Annotated in this window: 20 protein-coding genes and 2 pseudogenes; 20 read left to right on the forward strand and 2 right to left on the reverse strand. The window is 54.8% G+C overall.

The genetic code is table 11. The annotated features are described in order from the left end of the window. Positions 1-760: 760 nt before the first annotated feature. Positions 761-1,244, forward strand: a pseudogene (locus ACZ5BW_RS14975) (IS3 family transposase); the annotation flags it as partial. 31 nt (positions 1,245-1,275) lie between these two features. On the opposite strand, the gene ACZ5BW_RS14980 reads toward ACZ5BW_RS14975, so the two are convergent. Further along, positions 1,276-2,420 (reverse strand): IS3 family transposase gene (locus ACZ5BW_RS14980; protein WP_464543809.1). Its coding sequence is split into 2 segments (ribosomal slippage): positions 1,276-2,177 and positions 2,177-2,420, totalling 1,146 coding nucleotides; the frame shifts between segments, so codons are not numbered across the junction. A gap of 388 nt (positions 2,421-2,808) precedes the next feature. Further along, a complete protein-coding gene (locus tag ACZ5BW_RS14985) occupies positions 2,809-3,840 on the reverse strand; it encodes a replication protein RepA (RefSeq protein ID WP_464543810.1) in 1,032 nt (343 codons plus the stop codon). 263 nt (positions 3,841-4,103) lie between these two features. Here ACZ5BW_RS14985 and ACZ5BW_RS14990 point away from each other — a divergent pair, with 263 nt between their 5' ends. From ACZ5BW_RS14990 to ACZ5BW_RS15080, 19 genes and pseudogenes are all read left to right on the forward strand, one after another. Further along, positions 4,104-4,511, forward strand: coding sequence for a helix-turn-helix domain-containing protein (locus tag ACZ5BW_RS14990; protein WP_464543811.1), 408 nt, complete (start codon positions 4,104-4,106; stop codon positions 4,509-4,511). 150 nt (positions 4,512-4,661) lie between these two features. Then, positions 4,662-5,627 (forward strand): P-type conjugative transfer ATPase TrbB, encoded by a 966-nt coding sequence (trbB, locus tag ACZ5BW_RS14995; protein WP_464543812.1) that lies wholly within the window; start codon positions 4,662-4,664, stop codon positions 5,625-5,627. Positions 5,628-5,630: 3 nt separating this feature from the next. Beyond that, positions 5,631-6,050, forward strand: a complete 420-nt coding sequence (gene trbC, locus ACZ5BW_RS15000; RefSeq protein WP_464543813.1) for a conjugal transfer system pilin TrbC — start codon at positions 5,631-5,633, stop codon at positions 6,048-6,050. Next, positions 6,037-6,348: a conjugal transfer protein TrbD gene (locus ACZ5BW_RS15005; RefSeq protein WP_464543814.1), complete on the forward strand. Its 312-nt coding sequence runs from the start codon at positions 6,037-6,039 to the stop codon at positions 6,346-6,348. The genes trbC and ACZ5BW_RS15005 overlap by 14 nt, the downstream gene beginning before the upstream one ends. Then, positions 6,345-9,011 (forward strand): VirB4 family type IV secretion/conjugal transfer ATPase, encoded by a 2,667-nt coding sequence (locus ACZ5BW_RS15010; RefSeq protein WP_464543815.1) that lies wholly within the window; start codon positions 6,345-6,347, stop codon positions 9,009-9,011. The genes ACZ5BW_RS15005 and ACZ5BW_RS15010 overlap by 4 nt, the downstream gene beginning before the upstream one ends. After that, positions 9,008-9,793 (forward strand): VirB8/TrbF family protein, encoded by a 786-nt coding sequence (locus tag ACZ5BW_RS15015; protein WP_464543816.1) that lies wholly within the window; start codon positions 9,008-9,010, stop codon positions 9,791-9,793. Before ACZ5BW_RS15010 ends, ACZ5BW_RS15015 begins: the two co-directional genes overlap by 4 nt. Before the next feature lie 424 nt (positions 9,794-10,217). Further along, entirely contained in the window at positions 10,218-11,033 is an 816-nt protein-coding gene (gene trbG / locus ACZ5BW_RS15020) for a P-type conjugative transfer protein TrbG (protein ID WP_464543832.1), read from the forward strand. Position 11,034: 1 nt separating this feature from the next. Continuing rightward, the gene (locus ACZ5BW_RS15025) at positions 11,035-11,565 is read left to right on the forward strand and encodes a hypothetical protein (RefSeq protein WP_464543817.1); all 531 of its coding nucleotides are present in this window, start codon (positions 11,035-11,037) and stop codon (positions 11,563-11,565) included. A 16-nt stretch (positions 11,566-11,581) separates the two neighbouring features. Next, positions 11,582-12,904, forward strand: a complete 1,323-nt coding sequence (locus ACZ5BW_RS15030; protein ID WP_464543818.1) for a TrbI/VirB10 family protein — start codon at positions 11,582-11,584, stop codon at positions 12,902-12,904. 4 nt (positions 12,905-12,908) lie between these two features. Further along, positions 12,909-13,688: a P-type conjugative transfer protein TrbJ gene (gene trbJ / locus ACZ5BW_RS15035; protein ID WP_464543819.1), complete on the forward strand. Its 780-nt coding sequence runs from the start codon at positions 12,909-12,911 to the stop codon at positions 13,686-13,688. Positions 13,689-13,697: 9 nt separating this feature from the next. Further along, complete coding sequence (trbK, locus tag ACZ5BW_RS15040) at positions 13,698-13,907, forward strand: entry exclusion lipoprotein TrbK (RefSeq protein ID WP_464543820.1); 210 nt, start codon at positions 13,698-13,700, stop codon at positions 13,905-13,907. Positions 13,908-13,910: 3 nt separating this feature from the next. Continuing rightward, on the forward strand, positions 13,911-15,233 hold the full coding sequence (trbL, locus tag ACZ5BW_RS15045) for a P-type conjugative transfer protein TrbL (protein ID WP_464543821.1): 1,323 nt from the start codon (positions 13,911-13,913) through the stop codon (positions 15,231-15,233). Between the two features lie 15 nt (positions 15,234-15,248). Beyond that, positions 15,249-15,680 (forward strand): annotated as a pseudogene (locus ACZ5BW_RS15050) (transglycosylase SLT domain-containing protein); the annotation flags it as partial. 551 nt (positions 15,681-16,231) lie between these two features. After that, a complete protein-coding gene (locus tag ACZ5BW_RS15055; protein WP_464543822.1) occupies positions 16,232-16,486 on the forward strand; it encodes a DUF4258 domain-containing protein in 255 nt (84 codons plus the stop codon). Positions 16,487-16,497: 11 nt separating this feature from the next. Then, a complete protein-coding gene (locus ACZ5BW_RS15060) occupies positions 16,498-18,276 on the forward strand; it encodes an N-6 DNA methylase (RefSeq protein WP_464543823.1) in 1,779 nt (592 codons plus the stop codon). Positions 18,277-18,287: 11 nt separating this feature from the next. Beyond that, a complete protein-coding gene (locus ACZ5BW_RS15065) occupies positions 18,288-20,645 on the forward strand; it encodes a type I restriction-modification system subunit M (RefSeq protein ID WP_112893212.1) in 2,358 nt (785 codons plus the stop codon). Beyond that, complete coding sequence (locus ACZ5BW_RS15070) at positions 20,642-22,486, forward strand: DUF262 domain-containing protein (protein ID WP_464543824.1); 1,845 nt, start codon at positions 20,642-20,644, stop codon at positions 22,484-22,486. Before ACZ5BW_RS15065 ends, ACZ5BW_RS15070 begins: the two co-directional genes overlap by 4 nt. Further along, the gene (locus ACZ5BW_RS15075) at positions 22,483-23,742 is read left to right on the forward strand and encodes a restriction endonuclease subunit S (protein WP_112893214.1); all 1,260 of its coding nucleotides are present in this window, start codon (positions 22,483-22,485) and stop codon (positions 23,740-23,742) included. Before ACZ5BW_RS15070 ends, ACZ5BW_RS15075 begins: the two co-directional genes overlap by 4 nt. 9 nt (positions 23,743-23,751) lie before the next feature. Further along, a complete protein-coding gene (locus ACZ5BW_RS15080) occupies positions 23,752-26,715 on the forward strand; it encodes a type I restriction endonuclease subunit R (protein ID WP_464543825.1) in 2,964 nt (987 codons plus the stop codon). The last annotated feature ends 57 nt before the right edge of the window (positions 26,716-26,772 follow it).

Below are 26,772 nucleotides of genomic sequence, written 5' to 3' on the forward strand. Positions count from 1 at the left end.
TTTTAGACAGGCGATCCGTGTGCGCAGCTTGCCTTCGATTTGGAATTTCTTGAAGATAAAGAAAACAGAAGATCAGTTAGCAATTAAGGAAGGTACACCTATATTAATACGATATATCGAACTTGTCACGATTACTGAAAATAGCTAGATCCTGGCGGTGTAGAACATGCAGTCTGAGAAGTTGAGGAAGAAGGACTGCGAGAGTAAACACGAAAGAAAGGGCTAGGAAGACCTTAAGCGATAGAGAAGGTTATTCTTTAAGGTGGCAGGGATTGGGCCTATTAGGGGTTAGTCCAAGGATTTTGAATAACGCGGATTATTCTGAATAAGGTGGGTTTTGGGGGTTTGGTTTTTAAAAAAAGAAAAAATATAAAAAAAAGAAAACGTTCATAAAACTAACCCTGTGTGGATAACTAATGCGCTGCTAAAGGCGTTTTATAGGAAAAACTATAGGTAAATATAGGGGAGGAGAAGCCTTAAGGCTGTAAAAGCCCGTAGAGACAGGGTTTGAGAAGGATTTGATCACAAAATTGTGAGAGTTCTTCATCACGCTTTTGAGAGTTCTTCATCACGCTTCGTGAGAGTTCTTCATCACGCCCTTTTGTTGATAAGCGATCTAACTTTTTGATTAAAAGCCGTCAAACGCGTGAGAGTTCTTCATCACGGATAACTATAAGTATCCACAGGGATATACCCAGGAAAAGGGAAAGAGAAATACCTGTAGGGGTTTAATTTGCCCGGACACCTCGATAGGTGGAGTATTCACACCACTGATAGCAGGCACAATCTGCCGATAGCAGAGAATTTGCTGGATCGAAAGTTCGAGACAACCAGTCCAAATCGAGCCTGGGTATCGGACATAACCCACGTGCGCACACGAGCAGGCTGACTTTATCTTGCTGTAGTCATGGACCTGTTCTCCCGCAAAATCGTGGGTTGGGCAATAGCCCCTGGCATCCGAACTGTTGGCCTCGGCATTGCGCATGGCAATCTGGCAGCGCAAGCCTGCACCGAGATTGCTGTTGCATTCCGATCGTGGCAGCCAGTATGTAAGCCTTGAATACCAGAGCTTGCTCGATCAGCACGCCATCCGCTGCAGCATGAGCCGCAAGGGTAACTGCTGGGATAATGCCGTGATGGAGCGCTTCTTTCTGAACCTGAAAATGGAACGTGTGTGGCAACGTGATTATGCCAACCATGGCGAAGCTCGGGGTGATATCACCAATTACATCGCCAACTTCTACTGGGCTTCCCCCAGTTCCACGGACACATCGTTTAAGCACATTGCAGATTTTCAAACTGTATCGGGCTGATGTAGCCGATGGTTGAATGCCTGCGTTTTGGGTTGTAGAACCTTTCGATGTAATCGAAGACGTCGGCTCGCAGTTCGTTGCGGGTGCGATATTGCCTCCGGCCAAGGCGCTCTGTCTTCAAGGTGGAGAAGAAGCTTTCCATCGCGGCGTTATCCCAGCAGTTACCGCGGCGGCTCATGCTGCAAATGATCCCGTTTGCTTCCAGTAATCGCTGAAAGTCCTCGCTGGTATATTGCGAGCCTTGATCTGAATGGTGCAATACTGCTTCCGGTCGGCCGCGACGCAATATTGCCATTAACAACGCATCCATCACAAGCTGTGCCGTCATGGTTGACTGCATCGACCAACCCACGACACGTCGCGAATACAGATCGAGTACCACCGCCACAAAAAGCCAGCCTTCTGCCGTCCAGACATAAGTGAAATCAGCTGCCCATTTCTGATTGGGTCCTGATGCCTGGAATTGACGCTCCAGTAGATTGGGCGCTACCGAATGCGTGACCGATACCGGTTGGCCTGGCAAGCGGCGCCGCTTGTGGCGTGCCTTGATGCCAGCAGATCGCATCAGGCGTGCTACCCGGTTGACCGAGCAGGTCTCCCCGGCTGCCTGCAAGTCATACAGAATGCGCGGCGAACCATATGTTTCGTCGCTGGTGGCAAAGCTGGCACGAATGCGAACAAGCAGTTGCGCATTGGCTTGTTCCCGCTTACTTTGCGGCCGTTCAAACCAGTCATAAAAACCACTGGCAGATACCCCTAAAATCCGGCACATTGTGCGCGTAGGCCATACGCAGCGGTGGCGAGCAATAAAGCCGTACTTCACTTGGGGTCGACTGCGAAGTAGGCGAGCGCCTTTTTTAAGATATCACGCTCCGTTCTGACCTTGGCCAACTCACGATGCATGCGCTCGAACTCTCCCAAAGACACAGCCTCGTCCTTATTGGCAGCCCCCTTTGATGCAGGGCCTCCCTGCTCCCGTACCCAGCGATGAAGCATGTTGGCATTGATTCCCAGATCCTTCGAAATCTCCGCTTTGCTGACGCCAGGCTGACTTGCAAGCCTTACTGCCTCTCGTTTGAATTCATCTGTAAATTGCCGTCGCTCCATTTAACACCTCCAATAGTTAAATCATAACCTATCGGATGTGTCCGTCTTAGCGGGGGAAGCCCATACAACGGGATCAGATTACACTCGAAATTGGGCTATCTGTCACCCGCCGTCTTTGAGCGGAAAATGACAGCAGTACCACCTATCGCAGTGTCCGAAATTACTTGACCACTACAACCAGACCCCTTCGTGAGAGTTCTTCATCACACTCCGTGAGAGTTCTTCATCACACTCCGTGAGAGTTCTTCATCACACTCCGTGAGAGTTCTTCATCACACCCCGTGAGAGTTCTTCATCACACCCCGTGAGAGTTCTTCATCACACCCCGTGAGAGTTCTTCATCACACTTCGTGAGAGTTCTTCATCACACCCCGTGAGAGTTCATTACTCAAAACAACGCTGGTTGACGAGCGACGTGCGGGGGAGATGGCAGCAGGACGATGCCATTATCCTCGATCTTGACAGTGGCTCGCGGATATACGATTTGAACTGTCTTCAGTGCTTTGATGAAGGCGCGTTTAAAGTCTAAAACTGCCCTTGCTGTGTCGTAGTTACTTCCGAATTGACCCATAAGGGCTTCCCAGGGAATGGGACGGGTTCTGCGCTCTGTATAGCTCATGCGGTACGTTAACCAAGTATAAACATCCATCGCCAAAGGGGAGCCTCGTAGTGCCTTGTATGCGCGTAAATCAATGGGTACTGGTTTGGATACACACTCATCGAAAAAAGCCCCTGATAGTCGGACTTTACTGCGCCAGGTACCAGCAACATCCCGAGGCTGTGGCGTCCAAAGCTTAGCAGAGCTACTAGAATTCGTGTCATCAATCGGCTCCGGAGCTGAATCCAGTTTTAAATCGTCCTCAGAAAAGTCAACGCTGTCGGCGATGGTGACATTACGCAGACTGAAGCTGCGGTCTCGCAAGCCCCCTGTATACTGAGCTGTGATGAGTGATCCGAACAGACGTTTCATCTGCTCAGCAACACGCGTGCTGGAACCACGTTTGCCGCCACCGCGCTGTAAATCTAATACATCTCTCAAGAACCAGGACAATGAATCACCAAGCTCAATGACAGGCGACTGGGTCCGCACAGCTTCTGTTGTGACCCAAGACATGAGCAGGCGAGGGTAGATACCGAACGGAATACCCCCTTCGTAGCCTGCAACAATCCTCAGCCGAAAATCGCCATTTTCCCGCTTGAAGACATCTGCTTTAGGATCCTTGTATGGCATGGTTGCGATTACGAGCGCACGGGCCATAAAACCGAGCGATCCAGCCTTTTTTGCATCTTCGGCCTCGATTGCAAAATGGGTTTCGATAACTTCGCGTACCCAGGGGGGAACCTTACCTTGTCGGTAATCAATATCCGTCGATGCTGCCACTATCGGTTTTGCATTCTTTGCTACGTCATTTTTTGCCATCGTTGTCGTTCCCCTTGGAAGTATCGTCCGACCCCTGAAGCCGCATTGTAACGTCAAATAGCTTGCCACCATACCTTGTTAAATTCGATAAATCGTAAATATTCATCATGTCATAATTTTCGGCGAAGAAAGAAAAGGATATTTTTAAAATACAAGTACATAAGCAGTTTAATAGTTTATTGACAGTCCTACTTAATTACTCATAAGCTACAACGGAATGCTGATATTCCTGAACAATAACAACTAAATTTTTAGCAGCTAAAATGCCGATGTCCTCCTTCTATCACCAAATTTTCTTTACCAATATTCTTCGTGTCCTAGATGAGCGGCGTATGACCCAAGAAGAGCTGGCTGAACGATCGGGGGTGTCGACATCGTTTATTTCAGATCTTGCAAATGGGAGGGCTAACCCTTCTCTTCGAACTATGGAGGCAATTGCTGTAGCACTGGAAACACCCTTGCCAACGCTTCTCGAGTCCACCGACTTGGATCGAGAAGCGTTGGACGAGCTGGCAGGTGGGAAGGCTATCCAGAGCCTTCCCCAAGGATACCAACGAATCTCTGCAATATTGACTGACTATCAAGCGTTCCTCGCCGAGGAATGGGATGAGGTCAATCGCAAAAGGTTACGAGAACAGGCTTCTCCAAAGAAAAAAGCCATCGTCCGCTAAATCCAAAAGTTTTACACCCTAGAATTTCCTTTTCCAATTCATATTTCCAAACCTTTTTCATGAAATACGATAAATAGTATTGCCACAATAGAATATTCGTTATATCGTACCAAGGCAATACGATGATAAACATCAGAATTGGAAAAGCTGATGAAACCCTCTGCGGAATTTGCCTCAATTAATAGCCGCGCTGCAGAAAAGCTCGAGCGCGACCTCGGCCCGGATTTCCTGGCTGCCCTCCACGATCCGCGCACCATCGAGCTCATGCTCAATGCCGACGGCAGGCTGTGGCAGGAACGCCTGGGCGAGCAGATGCGCTGTTTCGGCACCATGGAAGCAGGGCTGGCGCAAAGTGTTATCCGCAACGTGGCGGGCATGCACGGGCGCGAACTCACGCGTCACAGCCCCACCATCGAATGCGAATTCCCCCTGGACAATTCGCGCTTTGCCGGCCAGATCCCACCCGTGGTCCCTTCAGCTGTATTCGCCATCAGGAAGCGCGCAGTCGCCGTCTTCACGCTCGACGACTACGTTGCGGCCGGGATCATGACCCCCGCGCAATGCGGGCGCATCAAATCAGCCGTTGCTACCCGCTCCAACATCCTCGTCTCCGGCGGCACGGGCTCAGGCAAGACCACACTGGTCAACGCCATCCTCAACCACCTGATCGAAATCGACCCTCTGACCCGGGTTGTCATCATCGAGGACACGGGCGAGATCCAGTGCGCCGCGCAAAACCATGTGCAGTATCACACCTCGGCGGAAGTGAGCATGACCAGGCTCGTGCGCGCGACACTGCGCATGCGGCCTGACCGCATCATCGTGGGGGAGGTGAGGGGGCCAGAGGCGCTGGACCTGCTCATGGCCTGGAACACGGGGCATGAGGGCGGGGTAGCGACCCTGCACGCCAATAGTGCCAAGGCCGCCTTGTCGAGGCTCGCACTCCTGATCAGCATGCATCCCGACTCGCCCCGGCCGCTCGAGCCTCTGATCGGGGAAGCCGCGCACCTGATCGTGCATATCGCGCGCACTAATGCTGGTCGCCGGGTCGAGGAAATCCTCGAGGTTTCAGGCTTTGAGAACGGCCACTACTTGACCACAACTTTCAGGGAGTAAGAAATGAGAAGCATTACACGAGTTTCACGTGAAGCAAACGTCATATGGACATGCGCGTTCCTGCTGCTTGCCTTTTGCCTGCTTGCAGCTCAACCGGTTTTCGCCTCCGAGGGCATTGGCGGCACGCTCCCTTATGAGAGCTGGCTCATGAACCTGCGCAATTCGGTGACAGGCCCCGTGGCTTTCACCTTGTCCATGGTCGGCATCGTGGTGGCCGGAGGCGCCTTGGTGATGGGAGGGGACTTGAGCGGATTCTTTCGAACCCTGGTGTTCATCGTGCTGGTCTTGGCGTTCCTGGTGGGTGCGCAGAACATGATGAGCAATTTCTTCGGGCGCGGCGCTGAAATCGCGATGATCGACTCAGGCAAGACCAGTCAGATGGCAGCTGTGGGAGCAGGGGAGGGGAGCAATGGCGCTGCGTAGGATTCCCATCCGCCGCATCGGCCACCGCCACAACCTGCTGCTCGGGGGCGACCGCGTGTGCGTGGCGATGCTCGGCATCGTCTGCTCCGCCCTGGTCTTCAATGCCCAGGAGCTGCGGGCAGCCATCGTGGGAATCGCCTTCTGGGTGGTCGGGTTGTATCTCCTGCGCCTGATGGCCAAGCACGACCCGCGGATGATTTCGGTGTGGTGGCGCAGCAGGAGCTACAAGGCCTATTACCCGCCACGCGCCACTCCTTTCCGCGAGAACACCAACTCCCAGGAGTGGCACTACCGATGAATGCCACATCGCTCTTGGGGTTCATCACCCTGCTTGTTGCCGCAACCGGAACCCTGTTCCTCGCCATCTTGTATGGTCGGATGCGGGAAGTGGAGAAAGGACGCAGGCTGAGCCGCCACCGTGACAGGCAAGCAGGCTTTGCCGATCTCCTGAACTATGCCGCGTGCGTGGACGATGGCGTCATTGTCGGCAAGAACGGTGCTTTCATGGCAGCCTGGATGTACCGGGGAGAGGACAACGCGAGTGCCAGCGAAGAACAGCGCAACCTCATATCCTTCCGCATCAACCAGGCCTTGAGCGGGCTGGGTGCCGGCTGGATGATCCATGTGGATGCAGTAAGGCGGCCAGCGCCCCATTATCCGGAGCGTTCCCGCTCGCACTTTCCCGATCCGGTCACTCAAGCCATCGATGAAGAGCGCCGGCAGCTCTTTGAAAAGATGGGCACGATGTTCGAAGGCTATTTCGTGCTCACCGTCACCTGGTTTCCGCCGTTGCTCGTGCAGCGCAAGTTCGTGGAGCTGATGTTCGACGACGATGCAGCACCCGCCGACCACAAGGCGCGAACCAGAAGTCTGATCGAGGACTTCAAGCGCGATTGCGCCACGATCGAGGCGCGTCTGTCTGCCGCCATATCGCTTGAGCGCTTAAAGAGCAGGTGGGTGGTGAGCGAGGAGGGGCGGGAAATGAAGCATGATGATTTCCTGCGCTGGCTGCAGTACTGCGTGACCGGCTTGAACCATCCGGTGCAGTTGCCGAACAACCCCATGTACCTCGACATGCTCCTGGGCGGCCAGGAACTGTGGCCGGGGGTGGTGCCGAGGATCGGAAGCAAATTCCTGCGGGTGGTCGCCATCGAAGGCTTCCCGATGGAATCTTATCCCGGAATCCTCTCGGCCTTGTCTGAGCTTGCCTGCGAGTACCGCTGGTCCACGCGCTTCATCTTCATGGATCCGCATGAAGCGGTGGCGCATCTGGACAAATACCGGCGCAAGTGGCGGCAGAAGATACGTGGCTTCTTCGACCAGGTATTCAATACCAATACCGGGATGGTGGACCAGGATGCGATGTCCATGGTGGCCGATGCCGAAAGCGCGGTGGCTGAGATCAACAGCGGCGCTGTGGCGCAGGGGTACTACACCAGTGTCGTGGTGCTGATGGATGAGAGCCGCGACGAACTGGAAGCCCTTGCCCTGCGCCTGGAAAAAGCGATCAACGCGCTGGGGTTCACCGCAAGAATCGAGACCCTGAACACGATGGAAGCGTATCTCGGCAGTCTCCCGGGTCATGGGGTGGAAAACGTGCGCCGTCCGCTCATGAACACCATGAACTTGGCGGATTTGCTGCCGACCTCCGCCATCTGGACGGGCCAAGCGGACGCGCCCTGTCCCATGTATCCGCCCAACTCGCCTGCGCTCATGCATTGCGTGACGCAAGGCTCGACCGTCTTCCGGCTCAACACCCATGTGCGCGATGTCGGCCATGCCCTGGTGTTCGGGCCGACCGGAGCGGGCAAATCCACGCTGCTGGGCGCCCTCATTGCCCAGGCGCGCCGCTACCGGGGCATGTCGATCTTCTGCTTCGACAAGGGGATGTCGCTCTATCCGCTGTGCAGTGCTGCGGGCGGCGATCACTTCACCATCGCGGCCGACACGCAGCCCCAAACACCCCTCGATGCGCGCGCGGAGGGGCAGTCCGGCACGCGCTCCGCCAGTCATTCCGGCAAGCAGCAGAACACAGGTTTGTCGTTCTGCCCCCTGCAATTCCTTGCCTCCCAGGGCGACCGCGCCTGGGCGATGGAATGGATTGACGCGCTCCTGGCATTGAACGGACTTGTCACCACGCCCGCGCAGAGGAACGAGATCGGCCTGGCAATCACGAGCATGCACGGGAGCGGCTCGAAGACGCTCTCCGAGTTCTACACCCTGATCCAGGATGAACCCATACGGGAGGCGCTCAAGGTCTACACGGTCGAAGGCAGCATGGGCCATTTGCTCGACGCGGAGGAAGACGGACTTTCGCTTGCGGATTTCACCGTGTTCGAGATCGAGGAACTGATGAACCTGGGCGACCGCTACGCGCTGCCGGTGCTCCTCTATCTCTTTCGCAGGATCGAGAAGTCCCTCCGCGGCCAGCCTGCCATGATCGTGCTGGATGAAGCCTGGATCATGCTTGGCCACCCGGTCTTCCGGGCCAAGATCAGGGAATGGCTGAAAGTCTTGAGAAAAGCCAACTGCATGGTGCTGATGGCAACGCAAAGCCTGTCGGATGCAGCCAACTCCGGCATTCTCGATGTGATCCTGGAATCGACCGCGACCAAGATTTTCCTGCCGAACGTGTATGCGAGAGACCAGGATACCGCAGCGCTCTACCGGCGCATGGGGTTGAACGACCGGCAGATCGAGATTCTGGCAACAGCGATTCCCAAACGCCAGTACTACTACGTTTCCGAACTCGGGCGACGACTCTACGAGCTCGCCCTGGGGCCGCTGGCGCTTGCCTTCCTTGGCAGTACCGATAAGGAGTCGATTGCGGCGATACAGGCGCTGGAGGTGCTGCATGGAGAGCAGTGGGTGCGCGAGTGGCTCACCCTGCGGGGACTCGACCTGAACGACTATCTGGGTGACTGCATGAATGAACAAGGCTTGGAGGCAATGATTGTATGAGTTTGAGTGCAGGCGCTGGGGTGATGCGAATGATGAAATCGCTCATCTGGAAGAAAGGGCAAGGCGAGGATGAACGCCGGGCGGATGGGGGAATAGCCGATGGGAGGCGGGCAGGGGAGGAGGAGAATCCTTATCTGTCGGCCCGGCGCACCTGGAACGAGCATATGGGCGACATGGCGGCTTCCCGCAGGAACTGGCAGATGCTGGGGCTTCTGTCGCTCCTCATTGCCCTGGCAAGTGTGGGAGGTGTGATCCACATCGGCAGCCAGGCGAAATTCATTCCGTACGTGGTGGAAGTGGACAAGCTCGGCCAGACCCTGGCGGTGGCTCCCGTTGAGCGGGCGCAGGAGGTCGATGCGCGCATTATCCACGCGGCTGTCGCTTCCTTTATCCAGCAGGCGCGCATGGTGACACCGGATGTCGCGCTGCAGAGGAAGGCCATCTTCGGGGTGTACGCCATGTTGTCACCCGAGGATCCCGCCACCGCCAAGATGAACGAATTCATGAACGGCAGGCCGGAAGCAAGCCCCTTCAGGCGCGCGGAACGCGAGATGGTGAGCACCGAGATTGTCTCCGTCATTGCCCAATCTCCGCAGACCTGGCAGGCCGACTGGACGGAGACGGTGCGCGACCGCCAGGGGATCGTGAAGAACAGTTATCGCATGCGCGCACTCGTGACGGTGTACGTGGCGGAACCCTCTCCTGACATCAGCGAAGCGCAGCTGCGCAACAACCCGCTTGGCATTTTCGTGAACGATTTTGCCTGGTCAAGACAACTCTAAAAACCCCGAAGCTCCCATGAAAATTCCCCTGAAATACCTCCCGGCATTCTCCCCGACGAGGCTGGCAGCGACTATTGCGGCAAGCCTGCCGCTCGTCGCGGTCACCGCGGCGATCGCCAACAATACCCTGCAGCAACCTGAGTTGCCGTTGACGCAGCAATCATTCCAGCCGCCCCAGCTATCCAGGACGGCAGGCTACATCGCGGCCCCCCAGGACAAGCCGCCGGCGCCGCAGCCTGCTCCCGGGAACGCGCCATTGCCCCCCGTCCCGCCTGCCGCACCTAGGGCATCAGTGCCCTCTGGGCCTCCCACACCAACTGCGACGGTAGTGTCACACATACCGCCCATACCGGTTGCCTCCGTGCGCGATCTGCCAACCCCGCTAGATGCGCCGGACGCCTCAGGCGCCTCTTCACCCCAGGCCCTGCACTTCAGCAACCCGGAAATCAAGCTGACCCCGCAGGAGAGAGCGGCGCTGGCCCTGGCCAAAAAATGGAAGGCGGGGGCCTCGACCCAGGGGGTGAAGCCTGTGATCGGAGGAGACGGCACCATCCGCTTCCTCTATGGGGCGACACAGCCGAGCATTATCTGCGCCGTTTTGCAGGTATGCGACGTGGAGCTGCAGCCGGGCGAGCAGGTCAATTCCCTGCACCTGGGCGACACGGCCCGCTGGACGGTGGAACCGGCTGTGACCGGATCGGGCCGGATGGAAGTGCAGCACCTTATCATCAAGCCGATGGATACGGGGCTCGAGACCTCTTTGATTGTTACCACTGACCGGCGCACCTATCACTTGAGATTGCGCTCGCACCGCACGGAATTCATGCCGCGCGTGGCCTTCACCTATCCGGATGAGGCCATGGCCAAGTGGGAGAAAATCAGGCGTCAGGAGCAGGCCGCGCATGACAATCAGGTGATGCCGGGAACGGGCGAGTACCTGGGAAACCTCGACTTCGATTACACGATCGAGGGGCAGGTGGGGCGCTTAAAACCCTTGCGGGTTTATAACGACGGGGTGAAGACCATCATCCAGATGCCGGCAACGTTGAGCCAGCATGAGGCCCCGATCCTGCTCGTGGTGCGCAAGGATGGGGGATTCTTCACGGACGAGGAACCGGTGCAGGTCAACTACCGCCTGCAGAACGGCCGCTTCATCGTGGACAGCATCTTCGACAAGGCTATCCTCGTGGCAGGCGTGGGCTCCAGCCAGGACCGCGTCACCATCAGGCGGGGGAAGTGATATGCGGCACCTTGCATTGTTTCTCGGCCTTGCCCTTACTTTCATTCTTGCCGGTTGCGCGAGCCTGCAGGAGACCCGGCAGCAAAACCGCAACAGTCTGGCGGATGACAGGATCGCGTTGGACGTCGTCAACCAGCTGGCCCGGCTTTATCCGCCGGCGAAAACGCAGTTCAATCTGATTGTCGCTGAGCCGAGGGAATTCGGGGAACTGCTGGCCGTGAAGCTTCGCACAAAAGGCTACGCTGTCTCGGAAACCGTTAAGACAAAAAGAGTTTTGTTTACCGATACATTCGCTGGATTCCAGCAGAAACCAGGCGGCCAATCGGATGAGTCCCAAGCTCGGAGCATGGAAACTCCGGCTTCAGCGGCAGCAGGGCAGGGCATGGAACTCTCCTATGTCCTCGATACCCCGGAGCACGCCTCACTTTATACCATCACGTTGAAGGTGGGCAGCAGTTATCTCTCGCGCGCCTACCTTCCGGACTCCAGGGGTGTAGCCGCGGCAGGCGCCTGGACTTACAGGGGGCAATGACATGGGGGGCAATGATATGAACGATCCCATGTCTCCCTCCGCTTCCCCGAACCGGCTGCAGACAAAATGGGGCGTGCGCCGCGCCAACGACCTGCCGCTCTACCTGCTGGGGGTAGCCGCCGCGATCTTCCTCATCGTCATCGGACTGGTTGCGATGGACCGGGCAAAGACGAAGCATAGAGAAGAGACCGCAAAGGCTACCGCAGGCAGCAATGCGGCCATGTTCGCCAATGAAATCGCGGGCGAACAAAAGGGCGGGATGATTCCGGCAGTCGAACCTGTGATCCATGAGAACGGCTATCCGGAAAACCCTAACCTGTTGCCCATGCATGCAGGTCTGCCTGTGGCAAGGCATCCTGCAACTCCCGAGACGCAGGAAATGCAGCGCATCCGGCAGCTAAAACTTCAGCAGTTCGAAGAAGCATTGAAGGCAAAAACAGGGGTGCAAATCCAGCGGCGCGCAGGGCAGGATACGCCGAGGACGCAAACTGCTCCTGTCGCAAGCAGCGATCCCACCGCCCTGTACAAGGAGCGCCTGGCCCAGCTCAAAGGCGCCGGACTCATCGGGCACGATGATTATGAGGACGCAGCAGATGCACGGCAGGAACAGGCGCCGCGCAACGATATCAGGGTATTCGACAACAGGGAAGGGGAAGACCGATGGAAACTCGATTCCCGGCCCACGCCGCCGCGCTCGGCCTTTACCGTGCTGACCACCTCCGTCATCCCGGCAATCCTGATCACCGGCATCAATTCTTCCCTGCCGGGCAAGATATTCGGGCAGGTGAGCCAGGATGTGTATGACACCGCCACCGGAAAATACCTCCTGATCCCCCAAGGCACGAAGCTGGAAGGGGAGTACTCGAGCGAAGTGGCCTATGGGCAGGCCAGTGTGCTGGTGGCGTGGCAGAGACTGGTTTTTCCGGATGGAAAGACCATGGATATCGGCGCGATGCCCGGTTCCACCGGAGCAGGCTATGCAGGCTTCACCGACCAGGTGAACAACCATTATGCGCGGCTCTTTGGCACCGCGCTCCTGATGTCTGCGATTACCGCGGGCGTGGCTTTAAGCCAGAGCACGAACCAGGTGGCCGGCACGTTCGGAGCGCCGACGACAAGCAGTGTCCTGAGTGCTACCTTGGGTCAGCAGCTCGGGCGCGTAATCACGCAGATGATCTCGAAGAACCTCAATATTTCGCCAACACTTGAAATCCGCCCGGGCTACCGGTTCAACGTCACGGTGACCAAGGACATGGTTCTTGCCCGGCCGTACCGTCCATTCGATTACAGGGGAGCAAACCTGAATGGAAATACGCCGAATGAAAATACGAATGGTTAAGCGGATGAATAAGCGTGCACGCTACACAACCCGAGCGATCACTGCTGCTGCCATGATCGCAATCCTCCCTGCCTTGCCGACTACGGCAGTTCATGCCGGCGGAATCCCCGTGTTCGACGCCGCGAATATGCAGCAGAATGTGATCTCGGCGATCGAGGGCGTAAACCAGACCATGAAGATGGTCGAGCAGTACCAGCTGCAGCTTCTTCAATATGAAAACATGCTGCGAAACTCGGTGGCTCCCACCGCCTATGTCTGGAACAGGGCGCAGATGACTACCATGCGCCTGATGGGCGCGATGAACACCCTGCAGTACTATCGCAACCAGGCAGGCAGCCTCGATGGCTACCTGCTGCGCTACCAGAACCCGTCCTACTATATGAACTCACCCTGTTTTGGCCCCAATGGCTGTACAGTGGAAGAACGGGCGCAGCTGGAAACTAACCGCCGCAATAATGCCGACGGCGAGAAGATGGCGAATGATGCGATGATTCGCAGCCTCGAGCTGCAGGAGCTCGAATTGCAAGCGGATGCGGCAAGGCTTGAGCAATTGCAGCGCAACGCCGAGGATGCGCCAGGGCAGATGGCGGCAATTCAGGCAGCAAACCAGCTTGCGAGCAACCAGGCGAGCCAGCTCATGCAGATCCGGGCGCTCTTGATTGCTCAACAGAATGCCGAGGCGGCACGGCAGGCAAGGATTGCGGATATCGAGGCGCAGCAGGCAGCTGCGGCAGTACAGGCGCGGCAAGGTACTTTTCGTCGCAGTACCCCTAGAGAATGGTAAGGAGAGAAGATGAAATTAAATGTGTTGGGCATTGCCCTGGTAGGAATCTTAGTTGCAGCTTGTAATGGCGGTGAGCCAACAGAGAGAACCAAGATCGTGAATCCAACCTGCGAAGATTTGGGAAAAATTAAGGACGAGGCAGAACATGCGGCTCTATGGGCTAGGTGCCCTGATTACCATCGATGGGGAGCTAAAAAAAGTAAGGATAAGGAGTGGTAGTCAATGAAAGCCTTACCTATTTCCGTACTTGTCGGGTTATTTATCATCCTCTCACTTGTCAGTTTTCCGGAACAAGCGCACGCAGCGATCGACAATGCAGATGTGCTGGACAATATTCTCACGCGCTATCAGACAGCCGCAACCGCTTGGGCAGCAGTCATTACCGAACGAGCTTCCTGGCTCTTCTGGGCGCTGGTGATGATCAGCATGGTCTGGACTTTCGGCTTGATGGCGTTGCGTCGAGCGGACATCGGCGAATTCTTCGCCGAGTTCCTCCGCTTCACCGTCTTTACCGGCTTTTTCTGGTGGCTGCTCATCAACGGGCCTGCTTTCGCCAGCTCGATCATTAGCTCACTAAAACAAATCGGCAGTGAAGCAAGCGGACTTCGTGGCATAGGATCTCCGTCAAGCATTACCGATATCGGTTTCGAGATCTTTTATAAGGCTCTGGATGAATCTACTGTTCGTTTACCCATAGACAGCATGACCGGCATCATCATGGCGGCAATTATCCTCATCATCCTGGCGCTGATTAGCGTCAACATGGTGCTGCTCCTGGTATCCGGCTGGATTCTGGCCTATGCCGGCATCTTCTTCCTGGGATTCGGTGGTTCGCGTTGGACTTCCGAGATTGCGATCAACTATTACCGCACGGTCCTGGGGGTTGCGATATCGCTCTTTGCCATGGTGCTGCTGGTTGGCATCGGCAAGACCTTTCTAAATGACTATTACAACCAGATGAGCTTGGGGCTCAGTCTCAAGGAGATGGGTGTAATGATGGTCGTGTCCATCATTCTTCTTGTGCTGGTCGACAAGATTCCCCCCATGCTAAGCAGCATTGTGGGCGGTGGGGCAGGGGGAATAGGCAATCTGGGTGCCGGCACCGCGATTGCCGCGGCTGCAACTGCAACAGGTGTTGCCACCGGCATGATGATGGCTTCGGCTGCCAATGCGGCAGGCGGAGCATCGGCTATCAAGGCCGCGTTCGATGCGGCGCACGCCAGCATGGAAGGCGGCATGGGTATGTTCGCTGAAGAGCAGCCCAGGCAGAGCTCGCCACTGGGTGGACTAGCTCAGGCAATGGGCACGCCTTCGCGCTTTGTAGCTGAAATGGGCTCTCATCTCGCTCGTGGAGGGATGGAAGCGGTAAAGAGCGGACTTGCTTCGCAAGGCGGGCGTGTCGCCCAAACCCCCGGCGGAAAAGTTGCCTCAGCCATTCGCTCCAATATTCCCGAACCGCAATTCAAGGGCAATGCCTTCGCTGGATCGACGGAAACAAAGCTTGATCCGGAAGCGGAAGCCGCTGCTTTCCGGGACAGCAAGTAACAGGGCAGGGGAGTGATGGATCTGCCCCCCGATTTGCCGGAGCGCGTTGTCTGTTCGATCCAGGCTGCCGTGAAATATGGGGTCCCTGCAAACATCCTTCTCGCCGTGGCAGAGAAGGAAGGAGGCCGGCCGGGTCAATGGGTGCGAAACGCAAATGACACCTACGATGTCGGCCCGATGCAGTTCAATACCGCGTATCTATCCGGCTTGGCCAAGTACGGCATCAGGCCGGAGCATGTGGCGCAGCCAGGGTGTTATTCCTACTTCCTTGCCGCCTGGCGTATCCACATGCACATCCGCAACGATCGGGGCGATTTGTGGACGAAAGTGGCCAACTACCATTCGTACACGTCTCATCTTAACGCTGCCTACCGGGCAGACCTGATGCGAAGGGCAGCTAGGTGGGAGAAATGGCTCAATTCCCGCTTTGCCACGAGGGAAGTAACCTTTCAGATCGACAAGCGGTAGCAATGTGGATGATCGGCACAGCCGATCGTCCGGCTGTGCTTCGCTTGTCCCGTGGACAACCCTGCTGGAAAACCTGATGGGCGGATAAATCCCCGTCCACGAGGTTTCCCACAGGGATTGCCCACAGGCTTCCCGAACTTCACCCACATAAAACCAATCTTCCTGACGCGGCCGGTGGCCTTGCCCAGTTCAATTATTAGGGGGAATTTTCTTTGAAACCTCTCCGTTTTTGGCCTGCATTCGCCTGCCAAGCACGCTTCAGTTCATTCTATCTTGTTCCAACAAGTTCTCAAGTTACTGGTACTGCACGATATCCATTGTCTACATATGGCAGCAGGTGGCGCGTCACATTCTAGAATGTGCACGAGGTAGAAGAGGGCAGCGTAGTACTTAAGTCCAATTGTTTGCTTCATTCTAAATCTTAGAATGCAATGACTCTTCTCCTGGGTAGGGCAAATAAATAGTACGATGTACCTTTACATAGTATTGTCTTACATAATATAATTCATGCCCTAACACCGGAGAACACAATGCAACTTACTAACCATGCCTGCCAACGAATGGCTCAGCGCGGAATCACCCGCTCAATGATCGATCTAGTACTCGAGTACGGCGAAGTAGAGCAAGATAAAGCCGTTCTCGACAAGAAGAACGCTCAGCAACTCATCCGCAAACTCGAAGAGAAACTGCGGACTGCAAAGAAAATCTTGGACAAGGGCGGATGTGTTGTGGTCGAGGTCGACAACGCTATCCTGACCACATACAACTACCAGTCCAAGTACTGACGAGGTACAACATGTATGACAGACTGATCCAGCAGCTCGCTCATATATTGCGCGGCAATATGATGCCGGACGAATTTTACCCCTTGGCTTTTCAACTCTTGGCATGGGTGCGTGTCTCCAAGCTGGGGAGGCTAACGGGCGAGTTGGCGTTCCAACCTGGCGACGTGCCCAGGGACGCCAAGCATCTGAGCACTATCTTTAACCAGATCGGGGAATCCGAAGCTCTCGGTTCGGATGGCAATGCGTTCGCCTATGTCAGTCCTGCCCTTCAGCATCTGTCACCAGGGCAATTGGTCCAATCACTAGAGCTCTTGTCGGAAATAAATCTTAATTCCCCCTGGCCGGCTGACAACCTTATAGCAACGATGAGCAGTGGCCTGGGCAAATGGTTTGGCAGCCTGCCTGCCGAGGTAACGAGCTTGATGATTGCGCTCGCGAGGGTTCAGTCCTCATCCAGAGCCTATCTACCCTTCGAGCAGAGTTTCCAACTGACGGTAGCGGTTCAAGCGCGCGGTGCGGTCGCGTTCTCTGAGACCAAGATAGCTTGGCCTTTCCCTTGGCTGATTAACCTGCTTTCTGACACCTCGGCCAGCATCTACGTAGGAGATAGCCTTGAGCGCCCAGGTTTCCTAGAGAATGGTCGCCTAACCCAATTCGACGTCAGCCTGAGTTTCCTTCCGCTCGGAGTGAAGTGTGACCCGATGCTGTCGGAACGGGATCTGTTTGGGCGTTTTCCGGAGCAAACGGCATCCATCGCTGTTTTGGCAGTACGCCACATTCTCGCCCGTACCAAAGGGCGAGCGGTTGTTGCTGTGCCCAACGGCTTACTGTTTAGTCCCGGTGCAGAACGTTCATTGCGCGAAGACTTGCTGGCTAAACGTCAGATCGAGGCGGTCATCGGGCTACCGGCTGCATTGCTGCCGAATACAGCTCTGTCCTTCTCATTGATTGTCTTGAATAGAGAAAACGCGAGCGAGCACATCGTGTTTGTGGATGGGGCTCAGGACTCACTGTTCAAAAAGGATGGCAAAGGGCGCGCGGTCCTGGCGGGCTGGGAGCAAATTGCAAACGCTGTGCTGTCTCGCACTGAGGGGGCTATCTCGCGTGTCGTGTCTGTCGATGAGGTCCTCAAGAACGATGCTCAGCTTCAAGTTACTCGCTACTGCAAGACGTCCGAGGATGAGGCCGTTGAAGCCTTATTGGCTAAGTTTCCTAATCGGCCACTAGCGGAGCTGGTCACCGTTGTACGCCCGTTACCAACTTCCTCTAGCGAGGGAGAAGTGACGGCGCTGGAAATTGGGCCGGCTGATTTTCCGGAGTTCGGCTATGCGCAAACCTCTGGTAGAGAAGTTCGGATCACTGAGGCTGCCTTAGCAAAAGATAGGAAACAGTTCCTGCGTCCTCTCGATATCGCCATCACGATCAAGGGAAGCGTGGGAAAGGTTGCGATTTTTCCGCCTGAAATCGATTTAGGCGAGAACGCTGGTTGGGTTGTTGGACAGTCATGTCTAGTGCTTCGGGTTAATGATAAAGGTGTCATCGACCCACGGGTTCTTTTCTGTTTCCTGAAGTCAGAAATCGGCCAAGCCCAGCTGAAGCAAATTGTCTCGGGTGCTTCGGTTCCACTGATCCAGCTTAGGGAGCTAGAAAAGATCAAGATTCCGATTCCAGATCGACTTGAGCAAGAAAAGACGATCGAGGCTTTTGAAAAAATCGTCGAAATTGAGCGCTTGGTTGGAAAATCTCGCGTTGAGCAACGCAGACTCAGCAACGCAATCTGGACTATTTAGAGAAGAAAAATATGGATCACTCAGTACATAACAAGATCGTCAGTTTTATTTGGTCAATCGCTGACGACTGCCTCAGGGATGTTTTCGTGCGGGGCAAATACCGCGATGTCATCCTGCCAATGTTCGTCCTGCGTCGCTTGGACTGTCTGCTGGAGTCCACGAAGGAAGCAGTACTCGAAGAAGTTCGCTTCCAGCGTGAGGACGCGAAAATGGCCGACCTCGATCCCCATGGGTTGCGCGATGCATCGGGCCATGTGTTCTACAACACCTCCCGTTTCACATTGAAGTCGCTGCTGGGCAACCCGTCCCAACTGGAGGCCAACCTGAAAAACTATCTCGACGGCTTCTCGGACAATGTAAAGGAAATCGTCGAGAAGTTCGACTTGCGCAATCAGATTCGCAAGATGGCGCAGTCGGACGTGCTGCATGACGTCATCGAAAAGTTTGTCTCCGACGAAATAAACCTTAGCCCAAGTGACCGCAAAGGCCCGGACGGGCGTATCCAGCCTGGACTGTCTAACCTTGGCATGGGCTACGTCTTCGAGGAACTGATCCGCAAGTTCAACGAAGAAAACAACGAAGAGGCCGGGGAGCATTTCACGCCGCGTGAAGTGATCGAGCTCATGACCAATCTGATCTTTATTCCGGTCAAGGATCAGTTGCCGAACCCACTGACCATCTATGACCCAGCCTGCGGCAGTGGCGGCATGCTGACCGAATCGCAGGACTTCATCATCGATCCCGAAGGCGAGATCAAGGCCAAGGTAGGCGTGTTCCTCTACGGCAAGGAAGTGAACCCGGAAACGTACGCCATCTGCAAGTCCGATATGATGATCAAGGGCAACGACCCGGAAAACATCAAGTTCGGCTCCACGCTGGCGACCGACGATTTTTCAGGCACGCGCTTCGATTTCATGTTGACGAACCCGCCCTACGGCAAGAGCTGGAAGAGCGACCAGAAAAACATAGTCGTCGATGGTAAAGCCGTGATCGACTATCGCTTCCAGGTCAATCTGTCCGACTACACGGAGCAGGATCACGACTTCTACCCGGCAATTCCGCGCTCTTCAGACGGCCAGCTGCTGTTCATGATGGAGATGGTCAACAAGATGAAGCGACGCGGCGACGGCTCTATGGGCTCGCGCATCGCTTCAGTCCATAACGGCTCCGCGCTGTTCACAGGAGATGCTGGCGGCGGTGAAAGCAATATACGTCGTCATATTATTGAAAATGACTATCTCGAAGCCGTTATTCAGCTACCGAACAATTTGTTCTACAACACTGGCATCACCACTTACGTTTGGATTCTGTCGAATAACAAGGTCGACAAGCGCAAGGACAAGGTGCAATTGATTGACGCCAGCAACCTCTACCAGAAACTGCGCAAGAACCTAGGCGAGAAGAACTGCGAGTTTAGCGACGAGCACATCCACCAGATCACCCAGCTGTACCTGGAAATGCCGAACGATGGCATTTCCAAGGTCTTTAACAACCGGAACTTTGGCTATTACAAGGTTACGGTGGAACGCCCCCTGCGGCTGGCCGCCCAATTCAACCTCGAACGTATCGCTACGCTGCGCTTTACACCAGGCATGCAGGACATCATGGAGTGGGTGTATGGCAAGTATGGCGACGAGGTCTACACCGACCTGAAGTCTCATACCGAGGCAATTGAAGCCCACCTTGAACGCGAAGAGATCGCCCTCTCGCCCAAGAACCGCAAAGAGCTGCTGTCGGAAGCAACATGGCGAGAGCAACGCGACATTATGCACGCTGCCCAACAGTTGGCTGAGGAGATTGGCCCGGAGGAATTCCTCGACTTCAACCGCTTTCAGCGCATCGTCGATGATGCCCTCAACGTGCTGGGCCTGAAGCTGGCTGCATCTCAGCGTAAGCAAATCTTGAATGCGATCAGCTGGCGTGACGAACGTGCCCAGGAGGTTATCAGGAAGGTCCATAAGCTAAATGTAACCAAACTCAATGACTTGTTGGCGCAACTCGGTACGACCAAGGATAAGCTGGCCGACTATGGCTATTGGCCCAATGCTAACGGCGAGTACGTCGAATACGAGCCGGACAGTGAACTACGAGATACCGAAAACATCCCGTTGGCGCTGGATACCAGACTGTCAGCCTCCAGCTTGATCCACGACTACTTCATCCGGGAAGTGCGCCCGCATGTGGATGAGGCCTGGATCGCCATTGACAAGACCGTGATCGGCTACGAGATTAGCTTCAACAAGTATTTCTACCAGCACAAGCCGCTGCGCAGCCTGGAGGAAGTGACGGCGGAGATCCTGGCGCTGGAGGCTGAAACCGATGGCCTGCTCAAGCAACTGGTGAGCTTCGTGTCGGAGGCCAAACAATGAAGGAAATTCAAGCTAAGACGCGTAGCGTGCGTGAACTGTTGAGCGACACCAAGTACGGCATCGACTACTACCAGCGCGAATACAAGTGGCAGACCAAGCAGATCGCCGAGTTGGTTTCCGATGTCACCACGGCGTTCTTAGAAGAGTACCAGCCACGGCATGAGCGCAAGGACGTGGCCTCTTACGGGCATTACTTCCTGGGCTCCATCGTCATCAGCCAGCCAGACGAGAAAAAGCAGATCGTGGATGGTCAGCAACGGCTAACCAGCCTCACGCTGCTCCTGATCTACCTGCACAACATCCAGAAAGACCGCGCGGATGCCGTCTCGGTCGAGAAGATGATCTTCTCCGAGGAGTACGGTGAAAAATCCTTCAACCTCGACATTCCCGAGCGCAACGAGTGCATGAACGCACTGTTCGATGGCACCCCCTACAACGCTGTAGATCAAGTCGAATCGATTCAGAACCTGATCGGGCGCTACAACGACATCGTGGAAGCCTTTCCCGCCGAGATTGCGGACGACAAGGCGCTGCCGTACTTCGTGGACTGGCTACGCAACAAGATCCAACTGGTTGAGATTACGGCCTACGCGGATGCCGATGCCTACACGATCTTCGAGACCATGAATGACCGTGGGCTGTCGCTGTCGAACACCGACATGCTCAAGGGCTACTTGCTGGCGAGCATTACCGACCCAGCTAAGCGAGCCGAGGCCAACAAGGAAATCAAGCACTGGCTACTGACCTTCGCCAAGCGAGACAGTGAGCGCGAGACTAAGGAGAGCGAGGCCGACTTCTTCAAAGCATGGCTGCGCGCGAAGTACGCACAAGACATCCGCGAACGGAAGAAAGGCGCGAAGCCTGAGGACTTCGATCTGATCGGCACCGAGTATCACCGCTGGGTCCGTGCGAAGGATGATCTGATCGGCCTGAATGCCAGTGATGATTTCAACCGTTGGGTACGCCAAGACCTCCGTTTCTTCGTCCGCGTCTATTTGGAACTACTGGAAGCCTCCGAGACCTTGAAGCAGGGACTTGAGTCCGTGCGTTTCAATGCGGACCACGTCTTTACCCAGCAATTTCAGGTGTTGCTGGCTCCACTGCTGCCGACCGACGATGAAACCACGGTCAAGGACAAGCTCAAGCTGACGGCGGATTACCTCGACTGCTGGCTGAATCGCCGCCTGTGGAATTTCAAGTCGATCGACTATTCCACCCTGCAATACGCGACCTTCCTGCTGACCAAGGAGCTACGTAACTTGTCGCTGGATGCGCTGCGCGAAAAACTGATCACCCGGCTGACCAACGATCAAACTGAGCTGCCGCTCGACGATCAGCCCTACCTCAACAACTGGAATGCGAAGAGTCTGCACCGCCAATTGGCCCGCTTCACGCACTGGCTGGAAGAGCAAAGCGGACAGCCAGGGCGATACCTGGAATACATTGTTCGCTCGGGCAAGAATGCCTACGAAATCGAACACCTGTGGGCCAATCATTTCGAGCGGCACACGGATGAGTTCCCACATGCTCATGAGTTTTCTACCCACCGCAACAAGGTAGGCGGGCTTGTGCTACTGCCGAAGAAGATCAATGGCAGCCTGAACGACAAGCCATACAACGAGAAGCTGGAGCACTACCAAAGCGAAAACTTGCTGGCTCTTTCCCTGCATCCCAAGTGCTACGTCCACAACCCCGGCTTCCTTCAATTGAAGGAGCGTACCAAGCTGCCCTTCAAGGCATTCGAAGTTTTCAAGAAGGGAGATTTCGACGAGCGTTTCAGTCTTTACAGAGGCATCGCAGAACTGCTGTGGTCGGTTGATCGCTTGAAGGAGGTGGCATGATGCAGTGCTATGAGAGCTACAAGCCAAGTGGGCTGAATTGGCTTGGAGATATCCCTTCCCACTGGAATTTGAAAAAGAGCAAATTTCTGTGGCGTGAAAAAGAAGATCGATCGCTACTGGGAAACGAGGAGCTGCTTTCTGTTTCTCAGTACTCCGGAGTCGTTCCGCGAGCAAAAGATTCCCGCAGCGAATCTCTTGAAGACTACAAGCGATGCGAGCCAAATGACTTGATTATCAACATTATGCTCGCGTGGATGGGGGGCCTTGGGGTTAGCAAACACTCCGGGATTGTTAGTCCTGCGTACTGTGTATATCGGCAGTTAGAAGACCATAACCCATCTTACTTTGATTACTTATATCGCACGCCGCAGTACCTAGGAGACTTCGCTCGCCGTTCAAAAGGCGTGGTTCCCTCTCGATGGAGAATGTACACCGAAGACTTTGGTCAAGTATTGAGTCTTTTGCCATCCCGTGAAGAGCAAGACCGCATCGTTGCCTTTCTCGATCAGAAAACCGCCGAAATCGATACTGCGATCGCGAAGAAAGAGCGGCTGATTGAGCTACTTAACGAGCAGAAGCACGTACTGATCAATCACGCGATTACCAAGGGCTTAAACCCGATCGTACAGCTGCGAGATAGCGGCTTTCTTTGGATAGGCTTTATCCCTGCTCATTGGAATATTCTCCGTTTCAAATATTGCGCATCTATCACTAGCGGGCAGGTTGATCCACGGCGGGATCCTTATGCTTCTATGCCGCTTATCGCGCCGAATCATATTGAGCCTGGAACCGGAAAATTACTACAAATTGAGACTGCCAGAGAGCAAGGTGCTGATAGCGGAAAATATCAACTTGAGGCTGGCGATCTCATCTATAGCAAGATTCGACCGGCACTCCGCAAAGTATGCATATCACCTGTTGCAGGGTTATGTAGTGCTGATATGTATGTACTTCGCCCCAGGAACTTCATCAATAAACGCTACCTTCTGGGGTATTTATTAACTGATGCGTTTACTCAACCTGCACTGGATGCGGCGCTTCGTGTTGCTATGCCCAAGGTAAACCGAGAAGCCCTTGGTGACTTTCCGGTTCTTGTTCCCCCTTTGGATGAACAAGAGGCTATTGCCAGCTTCATGCTGACTTGTGACGAACGTTTCAACCCCGTCATTGATGCAGCAAAAGGTGAAATCGTGAAGCTATCGGAACTCCGTGCGCTGCTAATTGCATCGGTAGCATCTGGAAAAATAAAGGTTTGAGGGAGAAACATGGTCAGCCAAACCAACGAAGCAGCACTCGAAACGCATGTCGAAAACGCCCTTGCCAAGGATGGCTATTGCATCGGCAATCCGGCTGACTTCGACAGAGAGTTTGCCATCGACGGCAAACTCTTCTGGCAGTTTCTCGAAGCCACTCAGCCCAAGGCACTGGCAAAGCTGAAGGATCGTCCGAACTGGCAACGCCTGCTGCTGGAACGCCTGAACAAGAAGATCAAGAAGGATAGCGTGCTGGCCGTCCTGAAAAAGGGGCTGGACATAGATGATGCTCACTTCAAGCTACTGTACCGGCTGCCCTATAACCACCTGAATCCCGAAGTCGTAGCCAACTTCGAGGCCAACATTTTCAGCGTCACGCGGCAAGTGCATTACAGCGGGGCCGACACCTTCAAGTCGGTGGACATGGTGCTCTTCATCAATGGCTTGGCGATTGCTACTCTGGAGCTGAAAAACCCCTGGACCGGCCAGAACGTCCACAACGCCATTAAGCAGTACCGTACTGACCGTGAGCCACGTGAGCCGTTGTTCGAATTTGGCCGCTGCCTGGTCCACTTTGCGGTGGACCCAGACGAGGCCTACATGTGTGCCCACTTGACCGGAAATGATAGCAACTTCTTACCGTTCAACAAAGGCTTCAACTTTGGCAAGGGGAACCCGGTCAATCCGAAAGGCCACAAAACGTCCTACCTTTGGGAAGACATCCTGCCGCGCCGCAGTCTGACCAATATCATCGAGCAGTTCGCCAAATTCACCGTCGAAAAGGACAAAAAGACAAGGAAGGAGCGCAAGGCACTGTTCTTCCCCCGCTATCACCAGCTAGACGTGGTGCGCGGCATCCTCGCTGACGCCAAACAAAATGGCGTCGGCCAGACCTACCTTATCCAGCATTCGGCAGGCTCGGGCAAGTCCAATTCGATTACGTGGCTGGCCTACCAGTTGGTGGAGCTGTACGACACAGCAGGCACCGCCAACGTGTTCGATTCCGTAGTTGTCGTGACCGATCGCCGGGTACTGGATACCCAGCTCAAGGACAACATCAAGCTCTTCTCCGAGACCAAGAACATCGTTGCCCATGCCGAGAGTGCCGCTGAACTGAAGGCCCATCTGGAATTGGGCAAGAAGATCATCATCACCACGGTGCAGAAATTCCCATTCATCGTTGACGGCATCGACGATCTTACCAACCGCAACTTTGCCGTCATCATCGATGAGGCACATTCTTCGCAATCCGGCAGTGCCTCCGACAAGCTCAATATGACGTTGGGCGCGGAAGACGAGGAGGTACCAGAAGACCTTCAAGATAGGATTCTTGCGGCAATGAAGGGCCGCAAGATGAGCAAGAACGCTAGCTACTTTGCCTTCACAGCTACGCCGAAACCGGCTACGTTGGAAAAATTTGGACGGCAAGGACTTGATGGAAAGTTCTACCCGTTCCACCTGTACTCAATGAAACAAGCGATCGAGGAGAAATTTATCCTTGATGTGCTGGAGAAGTACACGACCTACAAGAGCTATTACGAAGTCCAGAAATCGGTCGAAGAGAATCCGCTGTTCAACACCGTCAAGGCTCAGAAGAAGCTGAAAGCCTTCGTTGAGGCGAGCCCAAAGACCATCGAAGTGAAGGCCAAGATCATGGTTGATCACTTTATGAGCAATGTGTGGCAGGCAAAGAAGCTCAAGAGCAAGGCCAAGGCGATGGTCGTGACGCGCAACATTGAATGTGCGATTCGCTACTTTTTTGCCATTCGTACCGCTCTACAGGAGGCCCACGCGCCATTCAAGACATTGGTGGCCTTTTCCGGTGAGAAAACCGTTGATGGCATCAAGTACACGGAAGACGGCCTCAACGGCATTCCCACTCGGGACTTGCCTGAAGGGTTTGAGAAGGATGATTACAAGATTCTGATCGTCGCCAATAAATACCTGACGGGTTTTGACGAGCCCATGCTGCACACGATGTATGTAGACAAGAAGCTGCAAGGGGTACTGGCTGTGCAGGCGCTCTCACGCCTTAACCGTTGCAACTGGAAGCTGGGTAAGACCGACACCTTCGTGCTCGACTTCTACAACACTGTGGACGACATCAAGGCCGCATTCGACCCGTTCTACACAGCTACTACTTTGAGCGAACCTACGGACGTGAACGTGCTGCACGACCTCAAGGATGCGCTGGATAACTTTGGCATTTACGACTGGTCGGAGGTAATGACCTTCAACGAGAAATTCTTCGCCAGTGCCGAAGCCGAAGAACTGCACCCAATTATTGATACTGCAGTAGCCCGTTTTGACGCTGACCTCGACGATGAACAGCGTATCGACTTTAAGATCAAGGCCAAGCAGTTTGTTAAGATTTACGCCCAGGTCGCCGCCATTATCCCGTTCAACAACGTGAACTGGGAAATGCTGCACTGGTTCCTGAAATTCCTAATTCCGAAGTTGAAGGTGAAGGACCCAGATCAGGACAAACTGGATGAGTTGCTGAACAGCGTTGACCTTTCTACCTATGGACTGGAAAGGTCACGCCTTGAGGTGAAGATTGGGCTCGATTCTTCGGAAACCGAACTGGAACCGCAGAACCCAAACGTCCGTAGCGGTCACTTTGGCAATGGTGAAAAAGACTCGCTTGACGAGATCGTGCGTGTCTTCAATGAACGCCACTTCGCAGGCTGGGAAGCTACCCCGGAAGAGCAACGGGTGAAGTTCATCAACATCGCGAAGCATGTGATGAACCACACCGATTACAAGGCCCAGGTTGAGGACAACCCGGATAGCCAGAACCGACAATTGGCACTAGAGCGCTTGATCCAGCAGGCGATCAGCGTCGAGCGACGGCGGGAACTGGACCTCTACAGGCGCTACGCGTCAGACCCTGACTTCAAGCGGGCGTTTGATGCGAGTGTGTCGCGGCTCTTGGCATCGACAGGCCGTGCTGCTCTGATCTCAGCTGCATCCTAATAGCTACCGGGGTTGGACTCAATGCGTCGTCGTAGATTGTCACATGGGAGGAACATC

Source organism: Nitrosospira sp. TNL300, assembly GCF_055385915.1.